A 15935-nucleotide genomic window follows, 5' to 3' on the forward strand; every position below is an offset into this window, starting at 1 on the left:
AAGCGCCTGCGCTGAATCAATCACCTCAATCGGCCAGATAAAAAAAGCCACTGCAAAGTTGCAGTGGCTTTTTCAGATCTCAAAGTACTTGTGGCTAGACCTTCGGCGCTTTGCCTCGTATAGCACCCGATATCAGTGCGATAACCAACAGCACAATAAAAATAAAAAAGATGATTTTCGCTATCCCGGCGGCAGCTCCGGCAATACCGCCAAAACCCAGTACACCCGCAATCAACGCGATAACTAAAAAGGTTAATGCCCATCCTAACATTTTTGCTCCTTAGTGCATGGTTTGCACTTAGTGTGAATAGTTCGCTATTCACTATGCGAATGGCATGCCAATAATAGCCAATCTCAAGTCATTGATTTATAAAAGGTAAAATTAGCACTCTAAAATAAACATACGATGGAAAGCAAAAAATCAGCAATTATTACTTACGCCAGAGTAACTTTTTCCTGACAATTACTCTTTGCTTATTGTGTCGCTGTCAGCACTGAGTAATATGCGCCAGTAAGGAAACAGCTCAAAATGAGAAGCAATTATCTTCAGGCAAACCAGTAAAGGTATAGCAATTAGTACCCCTACAGCCCCCCACATCCAGCCCCAGATGAACATCCAGATCACAACGAGCAAAGGATTCATATTAAATCGTTTACCCAAGGCCATAGGGGTAACCAGTTGCGACTCAATGATATTAAGCATCAAAAATGTTGCCGGGACCATCAGTGCCTGCCCCGTTACATCAAACTCAACAAATCCAACAGCAGCCAGCAAAACGGTTAAGATAAAAGGCCCAAGATACGGTGCAAAATTTAACACGGTTGCCAAAACACCCCATAACAGCGGATCCGCTACGCCCAATATACTCATCACTAAAAACGTAGCAACACCGAGCATAATGTTGATAGCGGAAATCACCAGTACATAACGGCTTATGTCGTGCTCTATGGTCTGATACATTTTTACCAGATTTTTCTTTTCATTCAGAGTCGACGCGCCCCGCACAATGTTACGAAGCAAGGTGCCGCCAAACACCAGAAATAAATACGTAAGAATAATGATTGTTGCCAGCTGAAACAGCATCATTGCTGTGGTTTGAGCCAGCATGGAAAGCAAAGGAACGAAACCTGCCCCAATTGCGGAATCAATCGGGTTTTTCTCGTCTTCATTTTCAGATAGTACTGAGGTTTTTAAAGAGTCAAGCGAACCTGCCATATCATCAACCTGCAGCGCCAGTTTGCTGCTCAAAAGTGGCAGTCGCTCCATCCAGGCAGCAGCAGGGCTGTATAGCAGACTAACTCCATATCCTACAGCGCAGACAATGACGACAAGTACGATTAATGAGGAAAAAGGTTTTGGCAATTTCAGCCGAACTAAAAACCTGACAGCCGGGCTGGCAAACAATGCGATAAAAGCGGCGACTATAATTGGCAGCAATAAGCTTCGGGTAAAATAAAAGGTGTAAATCACTGCCAGCGCAGTCAGTATTTTGAGCGCAAGCTCTGCGCTCAAGCGACTACGTCTGGCGAGTGACGGCGGAGCAATCAAAATAACTCCAGATAAAGACAGGACAATGAACCTAAGTTAATAAGCGTAACCATTTTATCGCTCCAACGCCCCGCATTGTTTTCACCACGATACTATGACGAAATTGCATCAGCATACCCGCGCTAAAACTTAATGTTAAACCCGGAGCGGACCCAAGAAACTGCTTAGTGCGTTGCCCCGCCAGCCAAAGGTAAGCATGGCGAAGCTGCTGATGTTGTTCAAATGCCTCGTTACATTGTTGTATTTTAAGCCTGTCTTTTTTAGTCAGCAGATCGATCAGCATTATCACCTCCGGCAGTTTCAGTCGAGAATCGGAGAATCCCTTTAACCTGAGCTACAGTATTGCTAAAGCCAATCTGCTTCAGCGAATAACGCATATTTCGCAAACACCAATACAAAAAAGCAAGCTGGAATAAAAGTAACACACCAGCAGTGAGCGGCACAGATGAAGTAGCTTGCAATAGCAAGTAGCCCGCAAACACCAATATCGAGCCCCATAACATGATGACTCCCGCGCCCAGTGCCACTAATAACCCCGCCGCAAGCATTAAGCCCCGGCGGGACAGCGCCATTTCAGCACTGGCAGTCTGCCTGGTAAGCTGAGTTTGTTGTTTGTATTGGTCGGCACTGAGGCTAAGCAATGAGGCTAGTTCAGTTAGCTGAGCCATTACTTTTTCTGGTAATGGCTCAGTAGCCGCTTGCTGCGGCTCCGTATCCTGCGGTCCAACCATAATCAGTTGCCGCGACGCAGCAGGGCGCTAACAAGCATGCCTGCAGCGAAAGCGATACCTGCTGCCGCTAACGGATTCTCCTGAGCAAATTGTTTACTGCGCTCATATGAGCCCTGCATTTGCATTTTCAGCTCTTCTTGCTTCTGGTCAATAGTAGCCTTGGAGCTTGCCGCAGTTCTGCGTAACGAGTCTTCTGCTGTGGCTGCTTTACCAGCCATCGTATCAACTGCTTGATGCGCTGCTTCTGACGCGCGTTCAGTTACAGGCGAGTTAGTTAACGGAGTCGCTTTAGAATTACCAGCTGCTTTACTACCAGTTTGAGTTGTTGCCATTGTAAACCTCCTGCTTATGTATAACGAAAATACAGCATGTGGACTTACACACCTGTATCACTATTTAAGACTAAACTATTACTACAATGCCTGTTGCAATGCCTATGCCAAAAATCATTAAATAAAAAATCATTTAAAGTCAGTAATTTGGAAATAGAATCGTGACGGGCCGAACAGGATTTTTTAACAGTATAGTGTAGAAGTTACCTGATAACAGTAAACATTACAGGCCCGATAATAAAAAAGCCAGAACAGAGTCTGGCTTTTATCTTGAAAAACTAATTACTTATCGTGATGCAGCCGCATATGCGGAAACAAAATAACGTCACGGATAGACGCAGCATCTGCCAGCAGCATCACTAAGCGATCGATACCGATGCCCTGCCCGGCTGTCGGCGGTAAACCGTGCTCCAGCGCTGTGACAAAGTCTTCATCATAAAACATGGCTTCGTCATCACCAGCATCCTTTTGAGCGACCTGCTCGCGAAAACGCTCAGCCTGGTCTTCAGCATCGTTTAACTCACTAAAACCATTGCCCAGTTCACGGCCACCAATAAAGAATTCAAAACGGTCGGTAATTTCCGGGTTATGATCGTTACGCCGGGCCAGCGGCGACACCTCAGCCGGGTATTCGGTAATAAAGGTTGGGTGACGCAGTTTGGTCTCGACCAGCTCGTCAAACACTTCCATTAAAATACGGCCATGGCCATAGTTGTCTTTAACCTGAATGCCTAATGATTTAGCCAGCTCTGCCACCGCTTCACGCGTGGCTAACTGCTCTTTTGTGACCGACGGGTTATAGTGCAAAATGGAGTCGGTTACTGACATGCGGGCAAAGGGTTTACCAAAGTCGAACACTTCGCCCTGATATGGCACTTCTGTACTGCCCAGCACATCCAGCGCTAAGCCACGGAACAGCTTTTCAGTTAAATCCATCAGGTCGTTGTAATCGGCATAGGCCCAGTAAAACTCCAGCATAGTAAATTCCGGGTTGTGCCGGGTAGACACCCCTTCGTTGCGGAAATTGCGGTTTAGCTCAAACACTTTTTCAAAACCACCAACCACTAAGCGTTTTAAATATAGCTCAGGCGCAATACGCAAAAACATCTGCATATCCAGTGCATTGTGGTGGGTTTCAAAGGGTCTTGCTGATGCGCCGCCAGGAATAGCCTGCAGCATCGGTGTTTCTACTTCTAAAAAGCCTTCGTCGTTAAAAAAGCGCCGGATATAAGCTACGGTTTTACTACGCACTAAAAAGGTTTTGCGTGACTGCTCATTAGAAATTAAATCAAGGTAGCGCTGCCGGTAGCGCGCTTCGTTATCGGTTAAACCGTGAAACTTATCCGGTAACGGCCGCAATGCTTTGGTTAATAAGCGTATATCACTTAACCATACCGTTAACTCGCCGGTCTGAGTTTTGAAAAGGTGGCCTGTAGCGCCAACAATATCGCCTAAATCCCACTTCTTAAATTGCTCGTTGTATACCCCTTCAGGCAAACTGTCACGGGCAACATACAATTGAATTTTACCGCCCATGTCAGCAACAGTGGTAAAGCTGGCTTTGCCCATAATACGCCGGGTCATTATCCGGCCGCCCAGGCTAACCGTAATTTTCTGCGCTTCCAGTTCTTCTTTGGTTAAATGATCGTACTTTGCAATCACTTCACTAGAGATACTGTCACGGCGAAAATCATTCGGAAACATAAAGCCGTCAGCACGAAGACCGGCAAGCTTCTGTTTTCGCTCAGCAATCAGTTTATTAACGTCCTGAATTTCTTCTTGTGGTTGCTGCTGGTCAGACATGGTGCGTTTCCTGATTGAGAGAGAAAGTTAAAATAAATATTACAGGCCAGCTTTTAGACTGGCTTCAATAAACTTGTCGAGATTACCATCGAGCACCGCCTGGGTGTTGCGGGTTTCGATGCCGGTACGTAAATCTTTAATTCGCGAATCATCCAGCACGTAGGAGCGGATTTGACTACCCCAGCCGATATCGGACTTGGTATCTTCCAGCGCCTGTTTTTCGGCATTCTGTTTTTGCAATTCAAACTCATACAGCTTGGCGCGTAGCTGCTTATAGGCGTTGTCGCGGTTTTTATGCTGCGAACGATCGTTCTGACATTGCACCACGATATTGGTTGGCAAGTGAGTGATCCGCACTGCAGAGTCAGTCCGGTTAACGTGCTGGCCACCGGCACCCGACGCCCGGTAGGTATCAATGCGTAAATCGGCCGGATTAATGTCAATTTCAATATCGTCATCAATTTCCGGCGCCACAAATACTGAGGCAAAAGAAGTATGGCGGCGATTGCCCGAGTCAAACGGACTTTTACGAACTAAGCGATGCACACCGGTTTCAGTACGCAGCCAACCATAGGCGTAGTCGCCGGAAAATTTAATGGTACAGCCTTTAATACCGGCGACATCGCCGTCGGTGACTTCATAAATTTCAGGTTTAAAGCCTTTATCATCGCCCCAGCGCAAATACATCCGCATTAACATGCTGGCCCAGTCCTGGGCTTCAGTGCCACCTGAACCCGCCTGAATGTCCAGATAACAATCGTTCTGATCATTTTTACCCGAGAACATCCGCCGAAATTCCAGCAAGGCCAGCTGCTTTTCCAGATCGGCTAATTCAACTTTGGCTTCTTCAAAGGTGTCTTCATCTTCGGCTTCTACCGCCAGTTCTACCAGGCCAGCCACATCTTCCAGACCCTGATCCAGCCGGTCAATAGTTCCCACCACTTGTTCAAGTGCCGAGCGCTCTTTACCCAATGCCTGCGCTTTCTCCGGATTATTCCAGACAGCAGAGTCTTCCAGTTCGCGTGAAACTTCTTCTAAACGCTCTTTTCTGCCATCGTAGTCAAAGATACCCCCGAAGCACATCAGTGCGTTCAGTCAGATCTTTAATGCTATTGTTCACCGGATTCACTTCAAACATGGATTGCCCTGGGTCTTAAAACGATCAAAAAATTGTTGCGGATTATAGCAAAGATATGGCTGGCAGTGCAGCCATCTATTGACGATTTTTAATAAATGGCGGGGAGCGCCTTTAGTTCAGCTCAGTGCGGTCATATGCCGCACAATAAGTTGTAAGTTTTGCTGTTCGCGGTATTCGTTAATATCCAGCTGAAAAGCCAGGTGCACTTTCTTCACGTTGACATCCGGCCAGGTTTTATTATCGGCATTAAACCAGATAGCATCAATCAGCAGTCCGTTTGCCCCTTGCAACATCAGTTTTAAATGCCGTTCGGCCAGCATTTTCTGGCTTACTAAGGCAAATTCACCATCGAAAACCGGTTCAGGAAATGCCTGCCCCCAAGGTCCGGCATTTTGCAATAACCGGGCAAAATTGAGATCAAAGCACTCCGCCTCAAGCTCACCGTCACTGTATATTACGGCGGTCAGCTGCTCAGCCGTTAAATGTTTTTTGGCGGTTAAGCTTAGTGCCAGCTGAAAGGTTTCCAGGCGCTCGGCAGCGATGGTTAGCCCGGCTGCCATAGCATGGCCCCCAAATTTTTTAATTAGCCCCGGGTACTGGCTGGCAATTTCTTCCAGTAAATCTCGGATATGTAAGCCGGGTATTGATCGGGCCGAGCCTTTCAACTCGCCATTGTCGCCTTCAGCAAACACAATAGTGGGCCGGTGAAACTGCTCTTTAATCCGACCGGCTAAAATACCGATCACGCCCTGATGCCAGTCACTACGGTATAAACATAAACATTCCGGCAACGTAGTGCCGTCAAACGATAACTTGCTTAAAAAGGCTTGCGCCTCTAACTGCATGCTTTGTTCTATTGCCCGGCGTTCGACATTAAGCGCATCAAGCTCTGCAGCGTACTGCCGGGCTAAACCCAGCTCAGGTGCCAGCAGACAACTTATGCCCAGTGCCATATCATCCAGCCGGCCCGCCGCATTTAAACGCGGCGCCAGTGAAAAGCCAAAATCGCTGGCCGTCAGCTTCTGTGCCTTGCGGTTGGCAACATCAATCAGTGCCTGAATGCCAGGCCGGCATTTACCACTGCGAATTCGCATCAGGCCCTGATGCACTAAGATACGGTTGTTGGTATCGAGCGGCACCACATCGGCCACCGTTCCGAGCGCGACTAAATCCAGTAATTCGGCAATATTGGGTTCTGTCTGGCCGTTGTCAGTAAAATAGTGTTGTTCACGCAAACCAGCCCGCAGCGCCATCAGCAAATAAAATGCGACACCTACACCGGCCAATGCCTTACTGGGGAAGGAACAGCCGGGTTGATTGGGATTAACAATCGCATCGGCATTGGGTAAGGTGTTGCCAGCTAAGTGGTGGTCAGTCACTAAAACTTTTACACCCGCTTTTTTAGCCAATGCCACGCCTTCCACAGCCGAAATACCATTATCGACGGTAATGATTAATTCAGCGCCTTGCGCTACCACCAGCTCTGCCAGCTCCGGGGTCAGGCCATAACCATATTCAAAGCGGTTTGGCACCATATATTCCAGATATTTAAAACCAAAGGCTTTTAAACCTGCCATTAATACGGCAGTACTGGTGGCCCCATCAGCGTCAAAATCGCCAACAATGACAATATGTTGCTGCTGATGCAATGCAGTAATCAATAGCTGTACTGCCAGGTCTATCCCTTTTAAAGCACTGAAAGGCAATAACCCAGCCGCCCCCCGCTCCAGTTCATTGCTATGATTGATGCCGCGATTCTGGTACAACCGACGTAGTACAGGGTGTAGGTGTTCCGCGATAATCTGGTCGGTCATTGGCTCACGCCGGCTGATTTGTTTTAACTGCACACCTAATACCTGTATTATGTCACTTTTGTTGTCATAACTAAGTTTTGTCACTGGCTTTTCACCCGGCCTCTAAACCACGGCGTACCACTGGGGCTTACATTGCTTCAAGCTGTTTTAACAGACTTTCAGCCGGCTGATAACCGGGAATTATCCGACCACTTGCCAACACTAAGGCCGGGGTACCATTGATACCAAAAGACTGACCCAGCTCATAATGCCGTTTCACCGGGTTTTCACACATCGCCGGAGGGTTACGCTTGCCATCTTTGGCTAAATCCATGGCTTTTTGCTGATTACGCGAACACCACAGATGTTGCATTTCCAATGCCGTTTTACTGTTTAAGCCGCCTCTGGGGAAGGCCAGATAACGGACAGTAATGCCGGCCTTGTTGTAATCTTTCATTTCGTTGTGCAGCTTTTGACAAAAACCACAGGTTGGGTCAGTAAAGGCATACACAATATGTTGCTCATTCTCCGCTTTATACTCAATGTAGCTGTCAGCCAAAGCCGGTATTTGCTTGTTAACATAACTACGCATCTGTACATCGTTTACCAGCTCAGATTGTTGTAGGTCGAAGACATTACCCTCAATAAAAAAGCGGCCATCGGTACTGGTAAAAAACAAGCCTCGCTGGGTAAACACCTGTAACAAGCCCGGCATCGGGCTGTTGGCAACCGCATTTACCTGCAAGCCAAGCGGCGCAAGACTGTTGGAGATATCACTGAGCTCTGGCGCTTCACTTTTCTGTTGCGCCAGCACACCGGCACTTAAACTCACACTTAAACTAAATACACCCAGAGTAAGGGTACCTGATAACCAGTTTTTCATAAACCTTCCTAATTAATGTAGCGGATAAACCCTAGCCACGCGGATGATGTAGCTGATGCAGTTGCTGCAAACGAGCCTGAGCAACATGGGTATAAATTTGGGTTGTGGATAAATCACTATGCCCCAGTAGCATTTGTACGACTCGTAAATCGGCACCGTGGTTCAACAAATGGGTGGCGAAAGCATGGCGCAGCGTATGCGGTGACAGCTCTGCCTGAATACCCGCTACTTTGGCATAAAACTTAATCCGGTGCCAGAACGTTTGGCGGGTCATCTGGCTACCACGGCTGCTGGTAAACACTAAATTACTGTCGCCTTTCACTAAATCAGTACGGGCATGATGCAAATAACGACTAAGCCAATCCTGGGCGTCTTCACCCATCGGCACTAACCGCTCTTTACTGCCTTTGCCAAGCACCCGCAATACGCCCTGATTAATACTCACCTGCTGCAAAGTCAGACTTGTTAATTCAGTAACCCTTAAGCCGCACGCATACAGCAGTTCCAGCATGGCTTTATCGCGAAACTGAATAAGTTCATTACAGTCAGGCGCTTGCAGCAACGCCTCAACATCTTGCTCAGATAAGGTTTTAGGCAAACTACGTCCAATTTTAGGATTAACCAGTTCTGTTACCGGATTAACGTCGCAGCGCCCGGCCTTATGATAATGTCGGTAAAACCGTCGCAAGCTGCTGAGCATTCTGGAGCCACTACGTGGACTCAGTTGTTGCTGATAACGAATAGCCAGAAACTGATTAATCAGCTGGCTGTCTGCCGTTAAAAAGTGTTGCTGCTGCGTTGCCAGGTAACGGCCGAACAAGGTCAAATCACTGCCATAGGCACTTAACGTATGCGGGCTGACATCTTTCTCTAACCAGAGCTGATCCAGAAATTGTTGAATCAATGCCTGCTCGGCAGGGGCCAGGGCTGGTGGTTGTTCCGGGTTCATGATTTATTGCCTGAGTGGCGATACTGCTGCATCCTATATTAGCCGATCACACTCATTGGGCATAGCCCCGGTTTTATTCCGGAGCAACGACCCGTTACCCCCGCTGCATCATGTTATCAGCGTCATCATCACCTCTGCTGCATGTCTGATGTGGGTTCTGCTAACAGCTTCTGCTACAATACGCCGCAGAACTTGCAGGCGGAACTTCGATGAAAATAGGCTTATTTTACGGCTCAACCACATGCTATACCGAAATGGTGGCAGAAAAAATTCAGGCACTGATCGGCGCTGATGTGGTCGATTTGCATAATATTAAAACCGTGTCACTGAGCAGAATGGCTGATTATCAGTTACTGATACTTGGCCTATCCACCTGGGATTTTGGTGAAATCCAGGAAGACTGGGAAGCACATTGGGATGAGATCAGTCATATAGACTTAACCGGTAAAACCGTCGCTATATATGGTATGGGCGATCAGCTGGGTTACGCAGAGTGGTTTATTGATGCTGTAGGTATGCTGCATGACGCTATCGCCCCACAGCAACCCGATCGGATTGGCTTCTGGCCCACCGCCGGCTACGATTTTATCGCCTCTAAAGCACTAACGGACGACGGACAGTTGTTTTACGGTCTGGCGCTGGATGATGAAAACCAATACGAACAAACTGACGAGCGGCTAAATATTTGGGTAAGCCAGATATTAACCGAAATAGCCGAGCGGCTTTAATCAAATGCATTTGGCCGGGCGTCTTTAACAGAGTGTCATTAGAACTTCAGATAAAAATCCCGTAACAGGCTTCGGTATTGTTCGCTGTAACAGCCGGTGGGTTCGTGAATAATCAATTGTTGCTGCGCCGGCGTGCATGCCTCCCTTTGCCACTGCATCAGGCGGCGCAGGGGCAGGTTATCAGAGCGGCTAAACACCACACAGCTTGCGCTGAGAAACCAGCCCTGCTCCAGCGCTATCCGGCTGAATGTTTCAGCACCGGTATCAGGCAATATCAGCGCAAAGCTTCCCCCTGGTGCCAGTAGCGCTGCGGCTTTGGCCAGCAATAAAGGCATCGGCAAGCTGTCGGTATGCCGGGCCTGGTTACGCTGGCTATCTGGACTTAGCAAGGCATTGTCAAAAAAAGGCGGGTTAGACACAATTAAAGCGTAACGTTCAGCTGGCTGATAGGTTAGAATATCGCCTCTTAAAAGTTGCAAGCGACTGGCAAAGGGGCTTTGGTCAAAATTGTGCTTAGCCTGGCCGGCGGCATCGGCATCAAGTTCAATCGCATGAATGTTTGCTGCAGGAGCGCGTTGTGCCAGCATTAAACTGATTAAGCCACTACCGGTACCAATGTCTAACACTGTACTGGCGGCAGCAGTCACTGCAGAGTCTGTTGTGCTGAATATAGCTGGCAGACGGGCCCAGGCTCCCAGTAGTAGACCGTCAGTACCGACTTTCATCGCGCACTGATCATGGCCCACAAAAAATTGTTTACACTTAAAACCAGCTGACATCTTCACCTCTGGCGACAGTTTACTGAGTGCTTAGCGGGTTTGTCATCTGAATAATGCCATTTCAAGGAATACCTTTATGAGCTTTGCCGATTTTCAATTCGACGACTCTATTAACCAGGCACTGGACCAGGCTGGTTTTACCGAGCCTACTCTTATTCAGCAACTGGCCATTCCGCCAGCACTGGATGGTCGGGATGTGCTGGCCAGCGCGCCTACCGGCACCGGAAAAACTCTGGCTTTTGTGTTGCCGGCTATACAGTACCTGCTGGATTTCCCGCGGCGCGACCCAGGCTTCTGCCGGGTACTAGTAATGACGCCCACCCGCGAATTGGCATTTCAGGTATATGAAGAATTTAAACAGCTGGCGCAGTACACCAAGCTTAACGTTGGGGTTATTACCGGCGGCATTAATTACGGTAGCCATAAAGACACGCTGGAAAAAAATAACGACATTCTGGTTGCCACGCCGGGTCGCTTAACCGAGTACCTGGATGAAGAGAGCTTTCAGGCTGATGAAGTGGAAGTACTGATCCTGGATGAAGCCGATCGGATGCTCGACATGGGCTTTATTGGTGAAATGAACCGGATAGTGCTGGAAGCCCGGCGCCGACGCCAGACCTTTTTATTCTCGGCCACGCTGGAGGGGTTAAACCTGGAACGGTTTGCCGAGCGGGCTTTAAAAGAGCCGGAACTGATTGAAGCTGTACCATCACGCAAAGAAAAAGCAAAAATTCTGCAGTGGTTGCATCTGGCTGATGACAACGTGCATAAGCTGGCATTGCTAACCCATATTCTCAAGCAGCAAGATGTCACCAAAGCTATTGTGTTTGTCAAAACCCGCGAGCGACTGGCCAGCTTAACCGGCCAGCTGGAAAGCGCCGGCATTAAATGCTGCTGGCTGCAAGGCGAAATGCCGCAGGATAAGCGCTTGCAGGCAGTCCAGCGTTTCAGCCAGGGCCAGGTTCCGGTGCTCATTGCCACCGATATTGCAGCACGCGGTCTGGATATTGATGATATTAGCCATGTTGTTAACTACGACATGCCACGCGGTGCCGACACCTATGTTCACCGTATTGGCCGCACCGGCCGTGCGGGCAAAAAAGGCACTGCTATCTCGCTGGTGGAAGCGCATGATATGGCAATGGTCGCCAAAGTGGAGCGCTATACTGAACAAAAATTGAAACGGCGGGTGATTGATAGCCTGCGGCCAAAACATAAAGAAGCCAAAATTGGCACAAAAAAGAAAAAGCCCGGTAAGTTAGCAGCCAAAAAACTGGCAAAGAAAACCGTAAAAAAATAACCGTTTTACCGATTGGAGCTGCTGCAAACTGGTGATTTTTACCCCAGTTTGCTGCATTTTTTGCCAAAGCATGCTATCAATAGCCATAAATTAGGAATAATTTATTACTACAGGGCATTGAACCATGAATAAACGCCAATTTTTGCAATCCAGCGCGCTGGCCCTCACTGCTTTACCCCTCGGACTACTCCCTCTTAGTAGCTGCGCTGCAATAAGCAACACGGCAACCGCAGCTAATGCTGGTATTGTTCTGCCCAAAATGCTCAACCCCGGCGATACTGTGGCACTGGTCAGCCCGTCAAAAGCAACAGATGAACGGCTTGATGTGCAAATAGCCACTGAAGTGCTGCAGGCACTTGGCTTTAAGGTAAAGCTGGGCCAGCACCTTGAAAACCGCCGCGGCCATCTGGCCGGTACTGATCTGGAACGGGCTGCTGATATCAATGCCATGTTTGCTGACACCAGCGTCAACGCCATTATTTGTTTACGAGGTGGCTCTGGCGCTGCAAGGTTGCTACCACTACTCGACTACCCGCTCATTAAACGCAACCCGAAAGTGCTGCTCGGCTACTCTGACATTACTGCCTTGCACAATGCGATTAATGCCCAGACCGGGCTGGTGACCTTTCATGGTCCGAATGGCACCGGAAGTTGGAACAGCTTTAACGCCGAACAATTTCAGCGGGTATTTTTTCAGCGTGAACAGATGCGCTATCAAAATGAGCTGAATGCCAAAGATGAACTGGTACCGCGCCAGAATCGGATAGAAACGATTACCGGCGGCAAAGTTCAGGGGCAGTTAATGGGCGGCAACTTAACAGTATTAACGGCGTTAGCAGGCTCACCTTACTTACCTGACTTCACCGATAAGATTTTATTTCTGGAAGATGTAGAAGAAGCACCCTACCGCATTGACCGTATGCTCAGTACCTTAAAACTGATGGGTGCGCTGGATAAAATTGCCGGCTTTATTTTTGGTGAGTGCACTGCCTGCAGGCCAGGCGGCGGCTTTGGCTGGCTAACCATGGATCAGATATTCGACGACCATATTAAGCCGCTGAATATACCCGCCTATCGCGGCGCAATGATTGGTCATATCAGTAAACAATTTATTGTGCCGCATGGCGCTCCGGTGGAAATGGATGCGGACACCGGCACCTTCCGGATGCTGAACAGCGTGTTCCAGGGTTAATATGTAATCTGAGGCAGAGTGCGGATTACTCTAAGACGACCGTTGAAGCCCTGTACGGGCGGATAAATTCGTAGGGAACGAATTTAAACTGCCTTGCTGGCCCGTAGGGTAAACTTCAAGGATGAAGTTTATAAACGAGCCTACAGGGATGTATTTACGGCGTGTCGTCGTGAGTCATGGGTACGCTCCCGGGTTTAAGCGACTAAGCTGGAAATCCCGCTGTGCTCGCCACAGCAACTCGCAAGCCATCCCTGGCTTGCTCAAACACTCTGTGGCTGTGCATCGGGACACCAGCTCAGTCCGCTAAGTTTATCCGTAAAATAATTTACCGCTCCCAGTACGCCTCTTCCAGGCTATCCTCGCGCTCCGGTAAGCCTTTTGATAATCGCGGGGCGTTCTGCACCAGAATTTCATAACTTACCCGGTTGGCATATTTACACAGCTGGGCAAAACTGGAATACGCCAGATACGGCATTTCATGCTTGCCTGATAACGGCTGTACCTGCTTATGAAAATGATTGGCGGCCATATCATGCAAAATAGCCGACAACGCGCCATCGCCTGCACCATTGGTATTTTTTATCCGCTCCGGGCCGCCCAGATAGGGATCGATATGCGAATACACTTTGAGTGGCTGCTCACAGTATTTGCGTAGCATCGGCCGGCTGAACTCATACTGGTTAAAATCGGCCAGGCTGGCCGACTTAATCGGGTTGCTGCTTTCCCGTTTTACGCTGTCATCAGTATGGCCGCATAAATACAGGCCCTCGGCACCGGCGGTGATCAGCACCATATCGGTATGGTCCAAAATAGCTTCCGCTGCTTTCAGCGGATCAGCAAAGCCGGTAAGCGCTTCGGCTTCCAGCTCGTTCATCGCCAGCACATTAACGTAATTTTTAATGGTACTGATAATTTGCTCGCGATTTTCCTCTACCAGATGACGGGTACCTAAGCTCATGACTACCGGAACATCATGCGCTTTGGCATCTTCCAGCGCCTTGTGCATGGCGCGCTGAATTGGCTGATTGGTTGCCCGAAGCGGATAAGCACTGACTACAAAAGCAGAAGCGGCGGCAATAATGTCAGTGGGAATATAATCCGGTTCCAGTTGGTCCATGTCGCTTGGGTCAATAACAAAGGTGCGTTCACCATCCGGGGTAATCATGGTAATGCCCCGGCCAATATCGCCGGCAACACCCTGCAAATGGTTCATATCCACTTTTGAGCTGGTGTGACAAACATAATGATAAGCGGGCGATCCCAGGGCAATATTGGCGGACATCACACCAAGCAATACTGATTTATCGTCGGCCAGCACGGAATAATTGTGGATGGTATTGCCGATAGTACCGCCGGCAAAATGATCGGATATTGCCTGCTTGCTAACCAACTCCTGATAAATCGCATTGGCCGTAGCATGCTCAACCAGGTTAGACAGTCCTTTTTGAATATCGTAACGATTCAAAAAATCATCAGTGACGCTGGCAACCACATCAACTATGGTTTGGTCCAGGCCTACAATATAGGTGTCCAGCTCAGGGCGCACTTCAAAGCTTGGTAATTGTGGCTTTGGCTGAGATACAGGGAAGTAATGTTTAATTTTACGCAGGCCGGGAAATTTCATGCTAAAGGCTCAACAACAGACAGGCTGACATTTTAGCAAAAATGTCAGCAAAGCCTAAGCGCCTTATGTCACCTTTGGACAATTATTCTGGTTGCTGGCGCAAAAATACCGGTTTATCTGCTGTTGAATCGTCGCGGCTATACCGGTAACCCCCCAGGTTAAAATCGTTAATAGCTTTAGCATCAGTGAGTTGCTGCTGAATAACGTAGCGCGCCATCAGTCCCCGGGCTTTTTTGGCAAAGAAGCTGATTATTTTATACTGGCCGTTTTTGTAGTCTTTAAATATTGGGGTAACTACTTTGGCCTGCAGTGCTTTGGGTTTAACCGCTTTAAAATATTCCTGCGATGCCAGATTAAGCAGCACATTAGTATTAAGCTCAGTCAGCTGACTATTCAGGTTGTCAGTAATCTGCCGCTGCCAGAATGCATATAAATCTTTGCCCGCGCCATTTGCTAGTTTGGTGCCCATTTCAAGCCGATAAGGCAGCATAAGGTCGAGCGGACGTAATACACCGTATAAACCACTTAAAATGCGCAAATGCTGCTGACTGAACTCGAGTTGTGACGTGGTTAAACTGGCGGCATCCAGGCCCTGATAAACATCGCCGTTAAACATAAACAACGCCGCTTTTGCCTCATTTTCGGTGTAATCTGGCTGCCACTCGCTAAAGCGGGCGGCATTTAAACCGGCCAGCTTGTCGCTGATATGCATCAGTGAGCTCAGTTCTGCCGGGCTAAGTTGCTTGCAAAGTGTTGCCAGCTCTGCTGCCTGTGGCAATAATGCCGGCTTAGTGGTCGCCAGTTTTAATGAAACGGGATTGGCATCAAGATCTTTTGCGGGGGATACAACCATCAACATAAATAACACCTGTAATACTTATTCGAAATAATAGCGGTTATTACGCGCCTCGCGCCGGGTTTGACCTGCTTTTGCTACAATAAAATCGATTTTTTACTTTTATAGCACCGGCTTTGTAAGATCATTTATATCCTGTGCTAAGGTGATCGGTAAACTGGGAAATGGCGACAACGGCGCCTGTTCGCGCCATGGCAATATAATAATTTAGCGGATCAGGTGCAACGATTATTCGGGAAACCCGATCACACCCCGGCATTTTTGTAGTAATATTCCTA

At 48.3% G+C, this 15935-nt stretch carries 16 protein-coding genes; 3 read left to right on the top strand and 13 right to left on the bottom strand.

The features are described from left to right. Positions 1-94: 94 nt before the first annotated feature. The 10 genes from B2X65_RS13235 to xerD all read right to left on the bottom strand — a co-directional run bounded on the left by B2X65_RS13235 (position 95) and on the right by xerD (position 9154). Positions 95-271, bottom strand: coding sequence for a DUF1328 family protein (locus tag B2X65_RS13235; RefSeq protein ID WP_290613279.1), 177 nt, complete (start codon positions 269-271; stop codon positions 95-97). A gap of 192 nt (positions 272-463) precedes the next feature. Beyond that, positions 464-1549, bottom strand: coding sequence for an AI-2E family transporter (locus tag B2X65_RS13240; RefSeq protein WP_290613281.1), 1086 nt, complete (start codon positions 1547-1549; stop codon positions 464-466). A 31-nt stretch (positions 1550-1580) separates the two neighbouring features. Continuing rightward, on the bottom strand, positions 1581-1832 hold the full coding sequence (locus tag B2X65_RS13245; protein WP_290613283.1) for a hypothetical protein: 252 nt from the start codon (positions 1830-1832) through the stop codon (positions 1581-1583). After that, positions 1810-2280: a hypothetical protein gene (locus B2X65_RS13250; RefSeq protein WP_290613285.1), complete on the bottom strand. Its 471-nt coding sequence runs from the start codon at positions 2278-2280 to the stop codon at positions 1810-1812. Before B2X65_RS13250 ends, B2X65_RS13245 begins: the two co-directional genes overlap by 23 nt. Before the next feature lie 2 nt (positions 2281-2282). Continuing rightward, entirely contained in the window at positions 2283-2612 is a 330-nt protein-coding gene (locus B2X65_RS13255; RefSeq protein ID WP_290613287.1) for a DUF883 domain-containing protein, read from the bottom strand. A gap of 282 nt (positions 2613-2894) precedes the next feature. Then, the gene (lysS, locus tag B2X65_RS13260; protein WP_290613289.1) at positions 2895-4415 is read right to left on the bottom strand and encodes a lysine--tRNA ligase; all 1521 of its coding nucleotides are present in this window, start codon (positions 4413-4415) and stop codon (positions 2895-2897) included. Between the two features lie 39 nt (positions 4416-4454). Next, positions 4455-5553, bottom strand: a protein-coding gene (gene prfB / locus B2X65_RS13265; RefSeq protein WP_290613291.1) for a peptide chain release factor 2 whose coding sequence is annotated in 2 segments (ribosomal slippage) — positions 4455-5477 and positions 5479-5553 — 1098 coding nt in all. Because the reading frame shifts where the segments join, the coding sequence is not laid out codon by codon here. Positions 5554-5669: 116 nt separating this feature from the next. Next, positions 5670-7367, bottom strand: coding sequence for a single-stranded-DNA-specific exonuclease RecJ (gene recJ, locus B2X65_RS13270; protein ID WP_290613524.1), 1698 nt, complete (start codon positions 7365-7367; stop codon positions 5670-5672). A 127-nt stretch (positions 7368-7494) separates the two neighbouring features. After that, the gene (dsbC, locus tag B2X65_RS13275) at positions 7495-8229 is read right to left on the bottom strand and encodes a bifunctional protein-disulfide isomerase/oxidoreductase DsbC (protein ID WP_290613293.1); all 735 of its coding nucleotides are present in this window, start codon (positions 8227-8229) and stop codon (positions 7495-7497) included. A 31-nt stretch (positions 8230-8260) separates the two neighbouring features. Further along, positions 8261-9154, bottom strand: a complete 894-nt coding sequence (xerD, locus tag B2X65_RS13280; protein WP_414631424.1) for a site-specific tyrosine recombinase XerD — start codon at positions 9152-9154, stop codon at positions 8261-8263. Positions 9155-9387: 233 nt separating this feature from the next. Between xerD and fldB the strand changes: the two genes are divergently transcribed. Further along, entirely contained in the window at positions 9388-9906 is a 519-nt protein-coding gene (fldB, locus tag B2X65_RS13285; protein WP_290613296.1) for a flavodoxin FldB, read from the top strand. Positions 9907-9944: 38 nt separating this feature from the next. Here fldB and B2X65_RS13290 read toward each other — a convergent pair whose 3' ends face one another. Continuing rightward, positions 9945-10631 (bottom strand): tRNA1(Val) (adenine(37)-N6)-methyltransferase, encoded by a 687-nt coding sequence (locus B2X65_RS13290; protein WP_290613297.1) that lies wholly within the window; start codon positions 10629-10631, stop codon positions 9945-9947. Positions 10632-10761: 130 nt separating this feature from the next. Here B2X65_RS13290 and srmB point away from each other — a divergent pair, with 130 nt between their 5' ends. Continuing rightward, complete coding sequence (gene srmB / locus B2X65_RS13295; RefSeq protein WP_290613298.1) at positions 10762-11985, top strand: ATP-dependent RNA helicase SrmB; 1224 nt, start codon at positions 10762-10764, stop codon at positions 11983-11985. A gap of 124 nt (positions 11986-12109) precedes the next feature. Next, positions 12110-13177 carry a S66 peptidase family protein gene (locus B2X65_RS13300; protein ID WP_290613299.1) on the top strand — a complete coding sequence of 356 codons (1068 nt, stop codon included), beginning with the start codon at positions 12110-12112 and terminating at the stop codon, positions 13175-13177. A gap of 325 nt (positions 13178-13502) precedes the next feature. Here the strand turns inward: B2X65_RS13300 and B2X65_RS13305 are convergent, their stop codons facing one another. Both B2X65_RS13305 and yaaA read right to left on the bottom strand, forming a co-directional pair. Continuing rightward, positions 13503-14801: an inosine/guanosine kinase gene (locus B2X65_RS13305; protein ID WP_290613300.1), complete on the bottom strand. Its 1299-nt coding sequence runs from the start codon at positions 14799-14801 to the stop codon at positions 13503-13505. An 82-nt stretch (positions 14802-14883) separates the two neighbouring features. Continuing rightward, positions 14884-15660 carry a peroxide stress protein YaaA gene (gene yaaA, locus B2X65_RS13310; RefSeq protein WP_290613301.1) on the bottom strand — a complete coding sequence of 259 codons (777 nt, stop codon included), beginning with the start codon at positions 15658-15660 and terminating at the stop codon, positions 14884-14886. Positions 15661-15935 lie beyond the last annotated feature (275 nt).

This window comes from Arsukibacterium sp. UBA3155, assembly GCA_002364615.1.
GTDB lineage: Bacteria > Pseudomonadota > Gammaproteobacteria > Enterobacterales > Alteromonadaceae > Alishewanella.